The sequence below is a fragment of the Belnapia mucosa genome, assembly GCF_016775475.1.
Classification (GTDB): Bacteria; Pseudomonadota; Alphaproteobacteria; order Acetobacterales; family Acetobacteraceae; genus Belnapia; species Belnapia mucosa.
In genome coordinates, this window is the sequence record NZ_JAEUXJ010000022.1 from 13,074 (window position 1) to 29,575 (window position 16,502).

The window sequence follows — 16,502 nt, forward strand, 5'->3', positions numbered from 1 at the left end:
GCGACGCGCCTTGCCTGTGGTTGGTCTAGGAGACTGCTCGTGATCGAGAGGAATTGGCGGTCGCTCATCCGGCCCGAGAAGCTGGGTGTCGAAGTGGGCGCTGACCCCGAGCGCACCGCGACCATCGTCGCCGAGCCGCTGGAGCGCGGCTTCGGCATGACCCTCGGCAATGCCATCCGCCGCGTGCTGCTGTCCTCCCTCCAGGGGGCGGCGGTCACCGCGATCCGGATCGATGGCGTGCTGCATGAATTCAGCAGCATCCAGGGCGTGCGCGAGGACGTCACGGATATCGTGCTGAACGTGAAGCAGCTTGCCATTCGGATGCAGGGCGAGGGGCCGAAGCGCCTCCAGCTCACCGCCACCGGCCCGGGCGAGGTCACGGCCGGCCAGATCCAGACCACCGGCGATATCGAGATTGCCAATCCGGACCTCGTGCTTTGCACGCTGGATGACGGTGCGAAGCTCTCGATGGAGCTGACGGTCGGGACCGGCAAGGGCTATGTCGCTGCGGCGATGAACCGGCCGGAGGATGCGCCGATCGGCCTGATCCCGGTCGATGCCATCTATTCGCCGGTCCGGCGTGTCGCCTATCGGGTCGAGCCGACCCGCGTCGGCCAGGTCACCGACTACGACAAGCTGGTGATGAACGTCGAGACCAACGGCACGGTGGCGCCGGAGGATGCGGTCGCGCTCGCCGCCCGCATTCTGCAGGACCAGCTCCAGCTGTTCATTAACTTCGACGAGCCGCGCGAGCGCAAGGTGGAAGAGGAGCGGGATGACCTGCCCTTCAACCGCAACCTGCTCCGCAAGGTCGATGAGCTCGAGCTCTCGGTCCGTTCGGCGAACTGCCTGAAGAACGACAACATCGTTTATATCGGCGATCTCGTGCAGAAGACCGAGCAGGAGATGCTGCGGACCCCGAATTTCGGCCGCAAATCGCTGAACGAGATCAAGGAAGTCCTGGCCTCCATGGGCCTCGGCCTCGGCCTCACCGTCACCGGATGGCCACCCGAGAACATCGAGGATCTGGCCAAGAAACTGGAAGAGCCCTTCTGATGCGACACGGGATTGCCGGCCGGAAACTCGGCGTCACCTCCACCCACCGGCTTGCCATGTTCCGCAACATGGCAACCAGCCTGCTGAAGCACGAGCAGATCACCACCACGCTGCCGAAGGCGAAGGAGCTGCGCCCCTATGTGGAGCGCATCATCACCCTCGGGAAGCGCGGCGGCCTGCATGCGCGGCGCCAGGCCTATGCCCAGATCATGGACGAGAAGGTGGTGGACAAGCTCTTCACCACCATCGCGGACCGCTACAAGGCCCGCAATGGCGGCTATTGCCGCGTTTTGAAGGCTGGCATCCGCTATGGCGATGCTGCGACCATGGCGGTGATCGAGCTGGTGGACCGTGACCCGGCCGCCAAGGGCCTGGATAGCGGCCCGAAGCCGGAGCGCGCTGTCGAGGGCGACGAGGCCGCGGCAGGCTGAGGCTTTATCCCCATCGGGGTCGGAATCGGGCGGCAGGGCAACCTGCCGCCCTTTTTCGTGCCGGAAGCCCTGGTTGCGCAGCCGGGCCGTAGGCCCGACACTTCTTCCCCAGTGGGGAGGAATAAGGGGATGAGGCACCTACTGACCGCCGCCGCCGCGGCCATCGCGCTCGGCGTCGGGGCCGCCCGGGGCGAGCTGCTGCTTTCGGCCAACGACAACAAGGTGATGCTGGAGAATGGTGTGGTCCGCACGCTGCGGGAGCCGGCGCCGGATACCCTCACTATTATCGACATCGCGGCCAACCCGCCCGTCATCCGCACCGAGATCGCAGTGCCGACCAGCATTGTTGGCCCGCCCCTGTCGGTCGCCATCACCCCGGATGAGCGGCTGGCCCTCGTCACTGCCAACCAGCGGCCGGACCCGACCGATGCGGGCAAGCTGGTCCCCGGCACGACCATGGCGGTGGTCGACCTCACCGCCAACCCGCCCCGCATTGCGGCCACGCTGCAGACAGGCGCCGGCCCGGCGGGCGTCTCCATCAATCGCGCCGGCACCATGGCGCTGGTCGCCCACCGGGCCGAGGGCACGGTCGGCATCTACCGGATCGCCAATGGCCAGGTGACTGCCGCCGGCAAGGTCGATATCGGCCCCGTCGCCTCCGAGGTGTCGCATGTCGCCTTCGCCCCGGATGGCAGGCATGCGCTGGTCACCCGCTATGGCGACCACTCTGTGAATGTGCTGCAGATCGATGGCGACCGGGTGGTGAAGCTGGACCGGGAGATCACCACCGGCGTCCGCCCCTACGGCCTCGCCATCACCCCGGATGGCCGCCACGCCGTCGTCGCCAATGTCGGCCGCGGCACCGGGGATGCCGATACGGTCAGCCTGATTGACCTGACCCAGCCGCCCTTCCGGGTGGTGGATACCGTCAGCGTCGGCCAGACGCCGGAGGGGATCCAGGTCAGCCCGGACAACCGCCTGGTCGCCGTCACGGTGATGAACGGCTCCAACAAGCCGGGCAACTCGCCCTTCCATGGGCCGGGGCTGGTGAAGGTGCTGAAGATCGAGAATGGGCGGCTCAGCGTCGTCTCCGAGGGACGGGTCGGTACCTGGTCCCAGGGCGCCGCCTTTTCCGCCGACGGCCGCATGCTCTACGTCGGCAATATGTCCGAAAAGGACATCTCCGTCTTCCGCGTGGCTGAAGATGGCAAGCTGAGCGAAGGTGGGCCGCGCATCCGCCTCACCGGCGGCTCGGTCGCGCTGCGCGTGGCGGAACGGGCTCGCTGACCGGGCCCGGTTGACCGCCCTGCCATCCACTTCCTAGCCTGACGCCCAAGGTCCAAGAGAAAGGCAGGTTCATGGCCCATCGCGGCTTGCGCTTCGGCATCTTCCTGGCGCCGTTCCACCGGGTGGGCGACAACCCCACCCTCGCTTTGGGCCGGGACCTCGAGCTGATCCAATGGCTCGACACGCTGGGCTATGACGAGGCCTGGATCGGCGAGCATCATTCCGCCGGCTGGGAGCTGATCGCCTCGCCCGAGATCTTCATCGGCGCGGCGGCGGAGCGCACCAAGCACATCATGCTGGGCTCCGGCGTAACCTCTCTGCCCTACCACCATCCCTTCCTGGTCGCGCAGCGCTTCGTCCAACTCGACCACATGACGCGCGGCCGCGCCATGCTCGGCTGTGGCCCCGGCGCCCTGGTCTCCGACGCCTATATGATGGGCATCAAGGCCGAGGATCAGCGCCGCATGATGGATGAGAGCCTCGGCGCCATCATGAAGCTCCTCGCCTGTGAGGAGCCGGTGACGATGAAGACCGACTGGTTCGAGCTGAACCAGGCCCGGCTCCATCTCGCCCCCTATACCTATCCGCATTTCCCGATCGCGGTGGCCAGTGCCACCACCCCCTCCGGCGTGCTGACCGCGGGCAAATACGGCGTCGGCCTGCTTTCCCTCGGCGCTGGCCTCCCCGGCGGCAACGCGAAGCTCGCCGAGCATTGGCGCCAGGGCGAGGCGGAGGCGGCGAAGCATGGCAAGACCATGCCGCGCGATGGCTGGCGCCTCGTCGTCAACATGCATTGCGCCGAGGAGGATGACCGCGCCTTCCGCGACGTCGCCCGCGGTGAGCGGCTGGAGACCCTCAGCTATTTCAGCGAGACCCTCGGCCGCCCGCCCATGCGCAGCGAGGATCCGCTTGGCGACGGGCTGAAGGCCGGCACCACCCTGGTCGGCAGCCCGGAGACGGTGGCGAAGGGTATCGAGCGCCTGCTCGAATACACCGAGGGCGGCGCCGGCGCAGTGCTCTTCCGCGCCCATGAATGGGCCAACCGCGAGGACACGCTACGGAGCTACGAGCTCTTCGCCCGCTGGGTCATGCCGCGCTTCCAGGGCAGCCTGACGATGCCCCTGCAGTCCCGCGAGTGGTGCAGCGAAAACCGCAGCGGCATCTTCGGCCCGAGCATGAATGCGCTCCGCAAGGCCTTCACCGATGCCGGGCAGGAGGTGCCGGACCATATCCGGCTCCGCCTGCATACCGGCAAGGTCGAGTTGTAAGGCTTACGGCCAAGCCAGCGCCGGGACGGGTTTCGCGGCCCGCCGCGGCGTCACGAGGCGCGCTCCGCCCGGCCCCGCCTCCAGCTGCAACACCCGGTCATGGTGCTCGGCCAAGCCTGGGCGGTGGCCGATCGAGACCAGCGTCGTCCCCGCCAGCTCGGCATCGAAAAGGCCCATCAACGCCGCCTGCCCGGCATCGTCCAGCGCCGAGGTCGCCTCATCCAGCAGCGCCCAGCGCGGGCGGTGCAGCAGCAGCCGGGCGAAGCCGATGCGCTGCTGCTGGCCAAGGCTGAGCGAGCGGTCCCAGCGCCCCGGCTCCTCCAGCCGCCCGACCAAGCCGGGCAGGCCGCAGCGGATCAGCGCCGCCCGCACCGCCGCATCCTCAAAGCGGCCGGGCGGGGCAGGGTAGCAGACCGCATCCCGCAGCGTGCCGAGCGGCAGGTAGGGCCGCTGCGGCAGGATCATCATCGCATCCCGTGCCGGGGCGCGGATGCCGCCCTCGCCCCAGGGCCAGAGCCCCGCCGCGGCGCGGAACAACGTGCTCTTGCCGGTGCCGCTCTCGCCTCGGATCAGGACGCGCTCCCCGGCCTGGATCACCGCATCGGCGCCGGCGATCAGCACCTGCCCGTCCGGCGCATGGATCGTCAGACCCTCGAAAGCCAGGGCCTCGCCGCCTTCCTCGATGGCGATGCCGCTCGAATCGGCCAGTGCCTCGGCAGCGTCCAGGCTGTCCTCCAGCGCGACGATCCGCTCCACATGGCTGCGCCAATCGGCGAGGCGTGGCCAGCTCTCCTGGAACCAGGAAAGGGCGTTCACCACCTCGACGAAGGCTTGGGCCATCTGCATGAGCACGCCGAGGCTGAGGGTGCCGGCGAAATAGCTCGGGCTCGCCAGCAGCAGTGGGATGACGCCGGCGACCATGCCATAGCCGGAGCCGAGCCACATGAGCTGCCGCTCGCTCCGCAGCAGGTCGTGCATCACCCCGACCACCCGGCCGAAAGCGCCGCGCAGACCGGCCGCCTCATCCGGGCCGCCCCGGATCAGCGCCACCGCCTCGGCGCTCTCGCGGAGGCGCAGCAGGGCGAAGCGGTGGTCGGACTCCGCATGGTTGCGACGGATGTTGATATCGACCATCGGCCGGCCGATCGCCCAGGTCAGCGCGCCACCGGCCAGGGCATAAAGGGCGGCGACCAGCACCAGGCTGCCCGGCACTTCCATCCCGCCAAGCCGCACCGAGGCCGAGAGTGTCCAGAGGATGCCGGCGAAGGAGGCGAGGGTGAGCACCGCCTGCAATAGCCCGGTCGCCAGATCGACCGCCATGACGGTGGCCCAGCGCGTATTCTCGCTGATGCGCTGGTCCGGGTTGTCGGCGGCATCGGGCATCAACCCCATGCGGTAGTGGCAGGCATCGCGCAGCCAGCGGTCCTGCAGGTGGTGGACCAGCCAGCGGCGCCAGCGCAGCGCCAGCATCTGCCGCGCCCAGAGCTGGGACACGGCGACCGCCATGCTCAGCCCGGCCAGCAGCAGGAACAGCCCGACCTGGCCGCTGCCGGCCGAGGCGTCGCGCTGCTCCAGGGCGTTGAAGAAGTCCCGGTTCCAGAGGTTGAGGCGGAGGTGGATGCCGATCTGCACCAGCTTCAGCGCGAGGGTGGCGCCGGTCAGGCCCCAGGCCGCGGCGCGTTCCTCGGAGCCATACCAGCCGCGGGCCATGCGCCAGGTCCGACGGAAGGCGCCCTGGTCGGGTGGCGAGAGACGTGACTCGGCCAAGGCGAAACTCCCGTGCAAGTTGAGACGGGAGAGGGTATACAAAATGGCGTGAGCGGCCGGAAGTCAATTATGGCTGAAATGGGGCAGGGCCGCTTCCGCTGTGGCTTTCGGGTCAGCCGGCACGCAAGGGCGTGCCGGCCATCCAGGATCGTCTAAGCGAAGAGCGCATCCGAGGCGGCTGGCGGCTGCCCGGCCTCGATCGCCTGGGCGAGCGCCATCAGATCGGGCGAGACCGGCAACAGGATGCCATTGGCAACCGGCAGTTCCGGCTTGTAACCCGCCTCACCATTCACCTCGCCGCCCGTGCCTTCGCCCTCGATCGCGGGGACGAGGAGGCCATGGACCTGCACCTCCCGCCCGGCCAGGCGCTCATCGAGCGAGGCGAAGAGCGCCGCCTGCGTCGGGTCGGAGGTGTCGAAGCGGTAGGTCTCATGCAGACGAAGCGTCCCCGCGGCATCCGCCATGGGGAAATTGGCCTGCACCTCCTCGTTCGTGATGGAGCCATCGGCGGTCAGTGCCTGGATCACCGGCCCGACCACAGGCTCGCCTTCCTTGTCCTCAACGAAGCCGTCCCGGTCGGCGTCGAGCCGGAAATTCGGCAGCAGGGAGGCGGAGCCATCGGCGAAACCATGGATATGGGCGGCATGGACTTCATCGGGCGTCAGCCCGGTCATTAGGAGATCCACGGTCAGGGTCGCGGCCACGCGGTCGATATGCGCGCTGGCGAGGCCGAGCGCGCCCGAGCCGTTGGAGGGCAGCATCAGCGCCATGAAGTCATCGCCTGGGCTGGAAGCGACCGTTGGATTCTCCGGCGCCGCCGGCTCCTTGCCCTCGGCGGTCGGGCTGAGCTGATAGGGCGCAAGCTGCGCCAGCAGGGTGGAAGCCTTCGCCAGAAAATCGGCCGAGTCCAACCCCGGCACTGCATCGGCGCGCAGCAGCAGGCCCTCGGCCACTGGCACCTGCTCATTGTAGCCGCTTGGCCCGGCGACCTCTCCCGGCGTGCCGATGCCATAGCCGGGCGCCACTTCCAGCCCATGGAATTCCAGCACCCGGCCTTCGAGCCGCGCCGTCACCCGTTCCAGGATCGCGGCCTGGCCGGCATCGTTCGGGTCGAGCACATAGGTCTGGGCGAAGTTCAGGTTGCCGGACGCATCGGCAGTCGGGAAGTCCGGCCAGGTCTCCAGGAAGTAGCCGGCACGGCCGGAGGCGGTGAGGCCGGCGAGCACCGGACCATAGGCGCTGGCTTCGCCCTCCTGCGTCTCGACGATGCCATCGCCATCCGCATCGTCGGAATAGACGGCGAGCCGTTCAGGCGCATCGTCCAGGAAACCATGCAGGTGGAAAGGGTGCATCTCGTCGGGCGTGAGGCCGGAGGCGGCGACCTCGACGCCGAGGACATTGCCGTCCAGCGTCACCTGGGCGAGGCCGAGGACGCCGGAATTATTGGCAGGGGTGATGAGGCTGACATAGGACCCGGACATGTTCGCTTCCTCCGCGGCGCCGGCGGCGGGGCCTACCCCGTCGCGGACCGGACCGCTGGCTCGGCAACGCGAGGTCACGCCCCGGCGATGAAGCCGGGGCGGTCACATGTCGGACAGGATTTCTTGCGGAATAATGCCTTACGATTAGAAATTTCGCGTCCATCGTGCGGTTCCGGCCGTAAAACCGGTTCCGCTTGCGCTGCCGCTACATCGTCGCCCCCATCGGCCAGGGCGCGAATTCCGCCCCGCCGAAATCGAAATCTTCGCTCTTGGTCCGGGCACCGCTCGCCACGTCGAGCATCATCCGGAAGATGCGCTCGCCCACCTGCTGCACCGTCTCCTCGCCGGTGACGATGGTGCCGCAATTGATGTCCATGTCGTCCACCATCCGCTCGTACATCGCCGTATTGGTGGCGAGCTTGATGGAGGGCGTCGGCTTGCAGCCGAAGACGCTGCCGCGCCCGGTGGTGAAGCAGAGCAAGTTCGCCCCGCCCGCCACTTGGCCCGTCGCCGCCACCGGGTCGTAGCCGGGCGTGTCCATGAAGACGAAGCCCCGCTGCGTCACCGCCTCCGCATACCGCACGACATCGACAAGGTTGGTCGAACCGGCCTTCGCCATGGCGCCGAGCGACTTCTCAAGGATGGTCGTCAGCCCGCCGAGCTTGTTGCCGGGGGAGGGGTTGGCATCCATCTCGGCGCCGAGCTTGGAGGTGTAGTCCTCCCACCAATGCATCACATCGACCAGCTTCTGCCCGACCTCCTGGCTGACGGCGCGGCGGGTGAAGAGGTGCTCGGCGCCATAGGTCTCCGGGCTCTCGGAGAGGATTACCGTCCCGCCATGCCGCACCACGAGATCGCTCGCCGCCCCCAGTGCCGGGTTGGCCGTGATGCCCGAATACCCGTCCGAGCCGCCGCATTGCAGCGCGACGCAGAGCTCGCTCGCCGGCACCGTCTCCCGCTTCACGCGGTTGGCCTCGGCCACCACCTCGCGCACGAAGTCGATGCCCGCCTGCACCGTCTTCCGGCTGCCGCCCATCTCCTGGATATCCATGCTGCGCAGCCGCCCGGCCAGCCGCTGCTCCTCCAGCAGCCCGCCGATCTGGTTCACCTCGCAGCCGAGGCCGATGCCGATGACATGGCTGAAATTCGCATGGCGCGCGAAGCCGCCGAGCGTCCGCCGCAGGATGCTGAGCGGCTCGCCCTGAGTCATGCCGCAGCCGGTCTTATGGGTCAGCGCGACCACGCCATCCACATTCGGCCATTCCGCCAGCGGGTCCTCGCCGGTCAGCGGGTTGCGGCGGAAAGCCTGGGCGATGAGGTCCGCCACATGGGCCGAGCAATTCACGCTGGTCAGGATGCCGATATAGTTGCGCGTCGCGACCCGCCCATCCGGCCGGCGGATGCCCTGGAAGGTCGCCGGTTCGGCCACATAATCGGTCGGCCTGGCATCGACGCCCCAGGCATAGTCGCGCGAGAATTCGCCCATGGCGAGGTTATGCGTATGCACCCATTGGCCCGGCGCCACCGGCTCGGTGGTGAAGCCGATGATCTGGCCGTAGCGCCGCACCGGCTCGCCCTCGGCATGGAAACGGACCGCCACCTTGTGCCCGGCCGGGATGCGCACGGCCGCCACCACATTCGGCGCGACCGGCGTCCCTGGCGGCAGCACCTGGCGGGCAATGACGATGCCATCCTCGGGATGCAGGCGGATGACAGGGGGCTGTGTGATGGCATCCATTGGCGGAACTCCTTTGCCGCCATCCTAGACCCGTTCCTCCTGCCCCGCACGCGTGCCGCTCAGGCCGGGTCTTCTTCCTCCAGCAAAGCGCTGTCGCCGGCGAGCCGGCTCGGCAGCAGCTCCCCCCGTCGCTCCAGCAGGGGATGGGCGACGGCGGCCAGATGCGCGCCCACCCGCCGGAGGTCGCGCACGGCATCCAGCAGCAACCCCGAGGCGCCGCCCTCGGCCATCGGCAGCGCCCCCGCCTCGGCGAGCCGCCGCGCCGCCTCGCGCTCGGCCGCCCGAAGTCCTTCCTTGCCGCGCACCAGGCGGCGGGCCGCTTCGGCATCCTCCATCATGAAGACCGCGATCGCGAGGCGAAGCTGCTCCAGCAGGGTGGTGTGCAGCGCCTCAATCTCCCGCACGGAATCCGGCCCGAGCGCCAGCCCCCGCCGCAGCCGCTTGGCCGCATGCCGCACCAGGTCCCGCTCCACCACATCGGCGGCATGCTCCAGCGCGATGGCGAAGGCCTGGATCTCATCGAGGCGCCGGCTTTCCTCGTCGCCCAGGGTCTCGCGCGGGATGCGGGCAAGATAGCCATGGACCGCCCGGTGCAGCCGGTCCACCACATCATCCATCCGGATGATCGCCCGCGCCGCCTCGCGGTCCTGCCCGCGGAAGGCCGCGGCCGAGCCGCGCAGCATGGCTTCCAGCTGGTCGGCGATCCGCAGCACCTCCCGCGCCGCATTGGCCAGGGCGACGGAGGGGGTGGTGAGCGCCGCCTCGTCCAGGTAGCGCGGGGCGCCGGGATCGGCGGCCGCATCCCGCTCCGGCAGCAACCGCCGCAGCAGCGCGGCCAGCCCCGGCACCAGCGGCAGGGCGAGCAGCCCGGTCGCCAGGTTGAAGGCGACATGCGCATTGGCCACCAGCCGCGCCGGCGCCGGGTCGAGCGCCTGCAGCCATCCCGTCGCCCAGGGCAGCAGCAGCAGCCCGATCCCGCAGCCTGCCAGCCGGTTCAGCAAATTGCCCACCGGCACACGCAGCCGCGCCCGGTCCTCCCGGTCGCCGCCCGCTTCCAGCAGCGGGTTGAGCGCGCTGCCGAGATTGGCGCCGAGCACCATGGCCAGCGCCGCCTCCGGCCCCACCACTCCGCTGCCGGCGAGACCGGCGACGAAGAGCAGCCCGGCGATGCTCGAATGCGCCGCCCAGGCGATCACCGCCGCCAGCAGCAGGTTGGGCAGCGGCTGGTCGGCCACCGCCGTCAGCAGCATGCGCAGCGTCGGCGAGGCCTCGACCGGCGCCATGCTGCCGACCAACTCATGCAGCGCCAGCAGCATCAGCCCGAGCCCGATCGAGACCCGCCCGAGATCGCGGGTCCGCGCCCGCCGGCCGCGCCGGAAGGCCAGCACCCCAATCAGCACCAGTGCCGGGAAGGCCGCCGTCGCATCGAAGGAGAGCAGCTGGACGATCAGCGCCGTGCCGAGATTGGCGCCCAGCATCGCCGCCAGGGCCGGGGCCAGCGCCACCGCGCCCGAGGCGGCGAAGGAGCCGACCATCAGCGCCGTCGCCGTGCTGCTCTGCAGGGCGGCGGTCACCCCGAGCCCGGCGAGGAAGGCCCGCCCCAGCCCGCCCAACGCCACGCCCAGCGCCTGCCGCAACCGGCTGCCGAAGGCCCGCTGCACGCCGCTCTGCACCATGTGCAGGCCCCAGAGCAGCAGCGCCGCCTCGCCGGCCAGTTCCAGCAGCAGCCTCGCTTCGCCCATCAGGCGGCCAGGTCGTCGGTGCCAATGAAGCGTATTCCGGCCGTGGTGAGCTTCGCCTTGGTGGCCGTGACGGTGTCGCCGCCGCCAGCCACCGGCAGGCCGATCCCGCGGCAGGCATCCTCGATGACGAAGACCTGGTAGCCGAGCCGCGCCGCATCCTCGGCCGAATAGGCGACGCAGTAATCCGACGCCAAGCCGGCGAGGAAGAGGCGGGAGACGCCGCGCGCCTGGAGCCAGCCATGCAGGCCGGTAGTCGTCTTGCGGTCGTTCTCGAAGAAGGCCGAGTAGCTGTCGATCTCCGGCCGGAAGCCCTTACGCACCACCAGCTCGATCCGCGCCTGGGCCAGGTCCCGATGCAGTTCGGCATTGGCGCTGCCCTGGATGGCGTGGTCGGGCCAGAGCGTCTGCGGCCCATAGGGCATGGCGATGGTCTCGAAGGGTTGCCGGCCCGGATGGCTGCTGGCGAAGGAGGAGTGCCCGGCCGGGTGCCAGTCCTGGGTGGCGAAGGCGTGGCGGAAGGGGCCGGCCAGCAACCAGTTGATCACCGGCACGACCTGGTCGCCGCCAACCACCGCCAACTCTCCGCCCGGCATGAAGGTGGGCTGGACATCGACGATGCCGAGCATGTCGGTCGTGGGGTTGATGGCGAGGCCGGCCATGGCGGATCCTTTCCGGGCGGGGGCGCCGACCAAAGGGGCGCTGACCAAGGCGGCGCCGGCGACGAGGGCAGTGCGGCGGGGCAGCATCGGGCGCTCCTCAAGCTTGGCCGGGAATCCTAGTCCTCGGCTGAGGCCGCGACCATGGCCTCCTGCGGCGGCACCGTGCCCGGGCGCGGATCGAGCGGCACCAGCCGGTCGAGGCCCGAGATCGCCTCGAACATCGCCCCGGCCTGCAGCGCCAGCGCCTCCTGCCGCGGTGGCGCGGCGATCTGCAGTCCGACCGGGCGGCCATGCCCGTCGAAGCCGCAGGGCACGGCCAAGGCCGGGCAGCCGCCCAGGGTGATGGCGGCATTCAGCATGGAGGCGGCCATGTAATTCTCGAGCTTCCGGCCGGCGACGCTTTCCGGATGGCGCAGCATCACGTCGAAGGCGGGCGTCGCCGCGCCGGGCGTCACCAGCACGTCATACTGCCGGAAGAAGGCGGCGAGGCGCCGGTACCAGGCCGCGCGCTCCCGCTCCGCCCAGGCCAGCTGGCTCGGCGTCGCGGCGAGGCCGCGCTCGGTGTTCCAGATGATGTCGGGCTTCAGCAGGTCGCGGTGGGTGCGCAGCTGTTCCTCCCGGTCGACAACGAAATGCTGGCTGCGGAGGATCAGGAAGGCCTCCTGTAAGGCGGCGAGTTCGGGTGCCGCTTCCTCCACCGTGCAGCCGGCTTCCTCGAAGCGGCGGACCGCGGCGGTGCAGATCGCCCGCGTCTCCCGATCCACCGGCAGGGCGCCGTGGAAATCGGCGGTGAAGCCGATCCGCAGCGGGCGCGGCGCCAGGGATTGGGCATAGGACGTGGCCGGTGCGTCATAGGTCAGCGGATCATTGAGGTCCCAGCCCGCCATGGTGTCGAGGAAGAGCGCCACATCGGCGACGCTGCGCCCCATCGGCCCATGCACCGAAAGCGGCGAGAAGAGGTTGTTCGCCGTTCCCCGCGTGACCCGCCCCGGCGAGGGCCGCAGCCCCACCACGCTGCAATAGGTGCCCGGCCGCCGCAGGCTGCCAGCATGGTCGGTGCCATGCGCTAGCCAGGCTTCCCCCGTCGCCACCGAGACGGCGCCGCCGCCGGTGCTGCCGCCGCAGGTCAGGGCGGTGTTCCAGGGGTTGCGGGTGCGGCCGAAGACCTCGTTGAAGGTGGAGCCGCCGGCGCCGAATTCCGGCGTGTTGGACTTGCCGAGCACGATGCCGCCCAGCGCCTCGATCCGTTCGACCAGCGGATGGGACCGCGCCGGGACATGGTCGCGGAAGATGGGCGAGCCATAGGTGGTCCGCACCCCGGCGACGTCCGTCAGATCCTTGATCGTCACCGGCAGGCCGCCGAGCCAGCCCGGCTCCCCGGCGCGCTCCGCCCCAACGCCCGCCATGAGCCGCCGCGCATGGTCCCGCGCGCGGTCGAGGCAGAGGGTCGGCAGGGCATTCACCGCCGGCTCGACCTCGGCGATCCGCGCGGCGGCGGCCTCGACCAGCTCCAACGGCGAGACCTCGCGGCGGCGGAGGCGGGCGACAGCCTCGGTGGCAGTGAGCTGGATCAGGGACATCGGCCTTGTCCTTCCCTTCGAGGCTGTCGCTGTGCCGTGTGGCTAATTCGGCAGGATCACGCCCTTGCCGGAGGTCTGCTGGTCGAACAGCTTGTAGGCCTCCTCCGCCTGATCCAGCCGCCAGCGATGGGTGAAGAGCTTGTCGACCGGAATGCCGCGATCGGCGATGTAGCGGGCGCATTCGGCCTGCCCCACCGTCGAGAAGGTCCAGGAGCCGATCAGCGTCACCTGCCGCCGCAGCATGTCCGGGCTGACATCAAGCGTGACCTCGCCGCCCTCGCCGACATAGCAGGCCTTGCCCCAGGTGCGGACGCAACGCACCGCCTGGGCCCGCGCCTGGGGCGAGGAGGAAGCATCAAGCGAGAGATGCGCGCCGAGCCCATGCGTGGCGTCCTTGATGGCGCCGACCACGTCATTGGTCTCGATCGGGTTGATCAGGATGTCGGCGCCGAATTCCTTGGCGCGCCCGAGCCGCTCCGGGCTGGTGTCGAGCGCGATCACCCGCGCGCCCATGGTCGAGGCGAGCTGCGTCGCCGAGAGCCCGACCGGGCCCTGGCCGAAGATCGCGATGGTATGGTCGCCTTGCAGGCCGAGCCGTTGCAGCGCGCCCCATGCCGTGCCGGTGCCGCAGGAGATGGCGGCGCCCGTCTCGAAGGAGAGTTCCTCGGGCAGTGTCACCACCGTCCGCGCCGGGCAGATCATGTAATTGGCATGCGCGCCATGCCCGGTCGCGCCATAGACCTGGTCGACGCCGTCGTCGCAGAGCTGCATCCAGCCGGTCGAGCATTGCGGGCAGACGCCGCAGCCGACGTAATGGTGCTGCATCGCCCGCTGGCCGACCCGCGCCTGCTTCGAGGAGACGTTCTTCCCCACCGCGACCACCACACCGCAGGGCTCATGCCCGCGAATGATCGGGCCCTGGAGCCCCTTGGTGAAGCCGAGCGAGGCTGAGCCGCCACCGGCCGGGGCGCGATAGTATTTCAGGTCGCTGCCGCACATGCCGGAGGCCTTGATCTCCAGCACCACATCATCGGGCCCGGGGGTCGGGTCCGGGAAGTCCTGCAAGGCCAATTGCCGGTCGCCGAGGAAGACCACGCCCTTCATGCCATTCCCTCCCATTGCGGGCGCGCGGCCCGAGGGAGGCATGATGGGCGGAGAGCGCCGGCCGGGCAAACCCCCCGGCCGGCGCCCCATTGCTTAATCGTCGCCGCCGACGCTCCAGGTGCGGTCACGGCTGCCCGGCTTGGAGCCCCCGTCACGGAAATCGCCGTCGCGCCAGTTGCGGTCCCGCCGCGTGGCCTCGCCCATCGCTGCCGGCATGGCCCGTCGGCGGGTCTGGTTGGCGCCAGCCGCGGCGGGGCGCTGCCCACCCGGCTGGCCCTGCGGCCGCGGCGCATGGCCGGACCGCTGCGGGCCCGGCGCGCCGCGCCCGCGGCCCTGACCGCCACCACCACGATGCCCTTGCGGCCGCCCAGCCGAACGGCCGGCCTGCACCGGCCGCGTCACCGGGCTCGACTGGTCCAGCCGATGGTCCTCGGCCGGGATCGGGGTGCGGATCAGCTTCTCGACCGCCCAGAGCTTGTCGAGATCCTCAGCCGCCACCAGCGCCACCGCCTCACCCGAGGCGCCGGCCCGCGCGGTGCGACCGATGCGGTGGACATAGCTCTCCGGCACGTCCGGCAGGTCGTACTGCACCACATGGGTGACGTTATCGACGTCGATGCCGCGGGCGGCGATGTCGGTCGCCACCAGGATCGGCGCGCTGCCCTCGCGGAACTCCTGCAGGGCCCGCTCGCGCTGGCCCTGGCTCTTGTTGCCGTGGATGGCATTGGCCTGCAGCCCGTCCTGCGCCAGCTGCTTCACCACGCGGTCGGCGCCATGCTTGGTGCGGGCGAAGACCAGGGTGCGGCCGACGCCTTCACCCTGCAGCAGCTTCGCCAGGAGCTGGCGCTTCCGCGCCGTCTCGACATGCAGGACGCGCTGGGCGACTCGCTCGGCGGTGGTGGCGACGGGCGCCACCTCGACCCGCGCCGGGTCGCGCAGCAGCTCCCCGGCCAGGCGGCCGATCTCGGTCGGCATGGTGGCGGAGAAGAACAGGGTCTGCCGGGCCTTCGGCAGGGTGGGGATCAGCTTGCGGATGGCGGGCAGGAAGCCCTTGTCCAGCATCTGGTCCGCCTCATCCAGCACCAGCACCTCGACCCGGTCGAGCCGCGCCGTGCCGGCCGCCATATGGTCGAGCAGGCGGCCCGGCGTCGCCACCAGCACGTCGATGCCGGCCGCCAGCGCCCGCCGCTGCCCGCCATGCGGCACGCCGCCGAAGACGGTCGCCACGCTGAAGCCGAGATGCGCCCCATAGGCCTTGAAGCTGTCGGCGATCTGCGAGGCGAGCTCGCGGGTCGGGGACAGGACCAGCGCCCGGCAGCCGCCGCGCGGCGGCCGGCCGCCCTTGGCCGCGAGGGCATGCAGGATCGGCAGGGCAAAGGCCGCGGTCTTGCCGGTGCCGGTCTGGGCGATGCCGAGCAGGTCGCGCCCCTCGAGCACGAGGGGGATGGCCTGGGCCTGAATCGGGGTGGGAGTCGTGTAGCCGGCCTCCTCCAGCGCGCGCAGGATGGGCGCGGCGAGGCCAAGTTCGGTGAAGCTTGTCACAGTGATACGATATCCAGAGCACGCGGCGCCTGACGCGGACCCGGTCCGGGGTCGCCGCGGGGTTTCAGGTGGAGACCCCGCGTGGCTGGGTCGATCCGGAAGAGAGCTTCCTGTGCGCCGGCAGTTCGACCGGGTCCCGCTTCGCCCAGCAAAGGCAGCCAAAAGGCCGCGCGCGGACTGAAAGGGGACAGGGTGGCCGCTCACGCGGCCGGGCACCACCGGGGCGTGACGCCGCCGGTGCCCTCTAGATGCGCCTTCGCGGTTGCGAAAGCAAGGGGGATAGGCTCGCCCCGGACTTCACGCCGCCCGCATATGCTCCTTCAGCCGCGGCATCAGCTCCACCAGGTTGCAGGGCCGGTGCCGGGCATCGAGCTGGAACAGCAGGATATCGTCCCAGGCATCCTTGCAGGCCCCGGTCGAGCCGGGCAGGGCAAAGAGATAGGTGCCGTTCGCCACGCCGCCGAGCGCCCGGCTCTGCATCGTGCTGGTGCCGATCTTGCGGTAGCTGAGCATCCGGAACAGCTCGCCGAAGCCCTCGATCTCCTTCTCCAGCACCCGCTTGAAGGCCTCCGGCGTCACGTCCCGGCCGGTGATGCCGGTCCCGCCCGTGGTGATGCCGCAATCGATCGTGGGGTCGGCGATCCAGCGCCGCAGCACCGCCTCGATCGCATCCGCCTCGTCGCGCACGATCTCCCGCGCCACGCAGCGATGCCCGGCGCCCTCGATCCGCTCCTGCAGGGTCTGGCCGGAGCGGTCGGAGGCCATATCCCGCGTGTCGGAGACGGTAAGGACAGCGATATTGACCGGGATGAAGGGCAGGCTTTCGTCGATCGGCATGGGGGCGGCT

13 protein-coding genes are annotated in these 16,502 nt (G+C 70.1%); 4 read left to right on the forward strand and 9 right to left on the reverse strand.

Annotated features, from left to right (window positions below; all coding sequences use genetic code 11):
- The first annotated feature begins 33 nt into the window (after window positions 1–33).
- The 4 genes from JMJ55_RS26710 to JMJ55_RS26725 all read left to right on the forward strand — a co-directional run bounded on the left by JMJ55_RS26710 (window position 34) and on the right by JMJ55_RS26725 (window position 4,042).
- A complete protein-coding gene (locus JMJ55_RS26710; RefSeq protein ID WP_236034096.1) occupies window positions 34–1,056 on the forward strand; it encodes a DNA-directed RNA polymerase subunit alpha in 1,023 nt (340 codons plus the stop codon).
- Complete coding sequence (rplQ, locus tag JMJ55_RS26715) at window positions 1,056–1,487, forward strand: 50S ribosomal protein L17 (protein WP_202828664.1); 432 nt, start codon at window positions 1,056–1,058, stop codon at window positions 1,485–1,487. Before JMJ55_RS26710 ends, rplQ begins: the two co-directional genes overlap by 1 nt.
- 129 nt (window positions 1,488–1,616) lie before the next feature.
- Complete coding sequence (locus JMJ55_RS26720) at window positions 1,617–2,774, forward strand: lactonase family protein (RefSeq protein ID WP_202828665.1); 1,158 nt, start codon at window positions 1,617–1,619, stop codon at window positions 2,772–2,774.
- 71 nt (window positions 2,775–2,845) lie between these two features.
- Window positions 2,846–4,042, forward strand: a complete 1,197-nt coding sequence (locus JMJ55_RS26725) for an LLM class flavin-dependent oxidoreductase (protein WP_202828666.1) — start codon at window positions 2,846–2,848, stop codon at window positions 4,040–4,042.
- A 3-nt stretch (window positions 4,043–4,045) separates the two neighbouring features.
- Here the strand turns inward: JMJ55_RS26725 and JMJ55_RS26730 are convergent, their stop codons facing one another.
- From JMJ55_RS26730 to moaB, 9 genes are all read right to left on the reverse strand, one after another.
- Window positions 4,046–5,809 carry an ABC transporter ATP-binding protein/permease gene (locus JMJ55_RS26730; protein ID WP_202828667.1) on the reverse strand — a complete coding sequence of 588 codons (1,764 nt, stop codon included), beginning with the start codon at window positions 5,807–5,809 and terminating at the stop codon, window positions 4,046–4,048.
- A gap of 152 nt (window positions 5,810–5,961) precedes the next feature.
- The gene (locus JMJ55_RS26735) at window positions 5,962–7,290 is read right to left on the reverse strand and encodes a CHRD domain-containing protein (RefSeq protein WP_202828668.1); all 1,329 of its coding nucleotides are present in this window, start codon (window positions 7,288–7,290) and stop codon (window positions 5,962–5,964) included.
- A 205-nt stretch (window positions 7,291–7,495) separates the two neighbouring features.
- Window positions 7,496–9,028, reverse strand: coding sequence for a UxaA family hydrolase (locus JMJ55_RS26740; RefSeq protein WP_202828669.1), 1,533 nt, complete (start codon window positions 9,026–9,028; stop codon window positions 7,496–7,498).
- Window positions 9,029–9,087: 59 nt separating this feature from the next.
- On the reverse strand, window positions 9,088–10,770 hold the full coding sequence (locus JMJ55_RS26745; RefSeq protein WP_202828670.1) for a Na/Pi cotransporter family protein: 1,683 nt from the start codon (window positions 10,768–10,770) through the stop codon (window positions 9,088–9,090).
- On the reverse strand, window positions 10,770–11,516 hold the full coding sequence (gene pncA, locus JMJ55_RS26750) for a bifunctional nicotinamidase/pyrazinamidase (protein WP_236034090.1): 747 nt from the start codon (window positions 11,514–11,516) through the stop codon (window positions 10,770–10,772). The genes JMJ55_RS26745 and pncA overlap by 1 nt, the downstream gene beginning before the upstream one ends.
- Window positions 11,517–11,545: 29 nt before the next feature.
- Window positions 11,546–13,009, reverse strand: a complete 1,464-nt coding sequence (locus JMJ55_RS26755; RefSeq protein ID WP_202828671.1) for an amidase — start codon at window positions 13,007–13,009, stop codon at window positions 11,546–11,548.
- Between the two features lie 42 nt (window positions 13,010–13,051).
- The gene (locus JMJ55_RS26760; protein ID WP_202828672.1) at window positions 13,052–14,113 is read right to left on the reverse strand and encodes a zinc-dependent alcohol dehydrogenase family protein; all 1,062 of its coding nucleotides are present in this window, start codon (window positions 14,111–14,113) and stop codon (window positions 13,052–13,054) included.
- 93 nt (window positions 14,114–14,206) lie between these two features.
- Window positions 14,207–15,655, reverse strand: coding sequence for a DEAD/DEAH box helicase (locus JMJ55_RS26765; protein ID WP_202828673.1), 1,449 nt, complete (start codon window positions 15,653–15,655; stop codon window positions 14,207–14,209).
- Between the two features lie 297 nt (window positions 15,656–15,952).
- Window positions 15,953–16,492 (reverse strand): molybdenum cofactor biosynthesis protein B, encoded by a 540-nt coding sequence (gene moaB / locus JMJ55_RS26770; RefSeq protein ID WP_202828674.1) that lies wholly within the window; start codon window positions 16,490–16,492, stop codon window positions 15,953–15,955.
- Between the last annotated feature and the right edge of the window lie 10 nt (window positions 16,493–16,502).

Coding starts and splice junctions, on each gene's coding strand:
- rplQ (WP_202828664.1), top strand. CDS start 1,056: ATGCGACACGGGATTGCCGGCCGGAAACTCGGCGTCACCTCCACCCAC.
- JMJ55_RS26720 (WP_202828665.1), top strand. CDS start 1,617: ATGAGGCACCTACTGACCGCCGCCGCCGCGGCCATCGCGCTCGGCGTC.
- JMJ55_RS26725 (WP_202828666.1), top strand. CDS start 2,846: ATGGCCCATCGCGGCTTGCGCTTCGGCATCTTCCTGGCGCCGTTCCAC.
- JMJ55_RS26735 (WP_202828668.1), bottom strand. CDS start 7,290: ATGTCCGGGTCCTATGTCAGCCTCATCACCCCTGCCAATAATTCCGGC.
- JMJ55_RS26740 (WP_202828669.1), bottom strand. CDS start 9,028: ATGGATGCCATCACACAGCCCCCTGTCATCCGCCTGCATCCCGAGGAT.
- JMJ55_RS26745 (WP_202828670.1), bottom strand. CDS start 10,770: ATGGGCGAAGCGAGGCTGCTGCTGGAACTGGCCGGCGAGGCGGCGCTG.
- pncA (WP_236034090.1), bottom strand. CDS start 11,516: ATGCTGCCCCGCCGCACTGCCCTCGTCGCCGGCGCCGCCTTGGTCAGC.
- JMJ55_RS26755 (WP_202828671.1), bottom strand. CDS start 13,009: ATGTCCCTGATCCAGCTCACTGCCACCGAGGCTGTCGCCCGCCTCCGC.
- JMJ55_RS26760 (WP_202828672.1), bottom strand. CDS start 14,113: ATGAAGGGCGTGGTCTTCCTCGGCGACCGGCAATTGGCCTTGCAGGAC.
- moaB (WP_202828674.1), bottom strand. CDS start 16,492: ATGCCGATCGACGAAAGCCTGCCCTTCATCCCGGTCAATATCGCTGTC.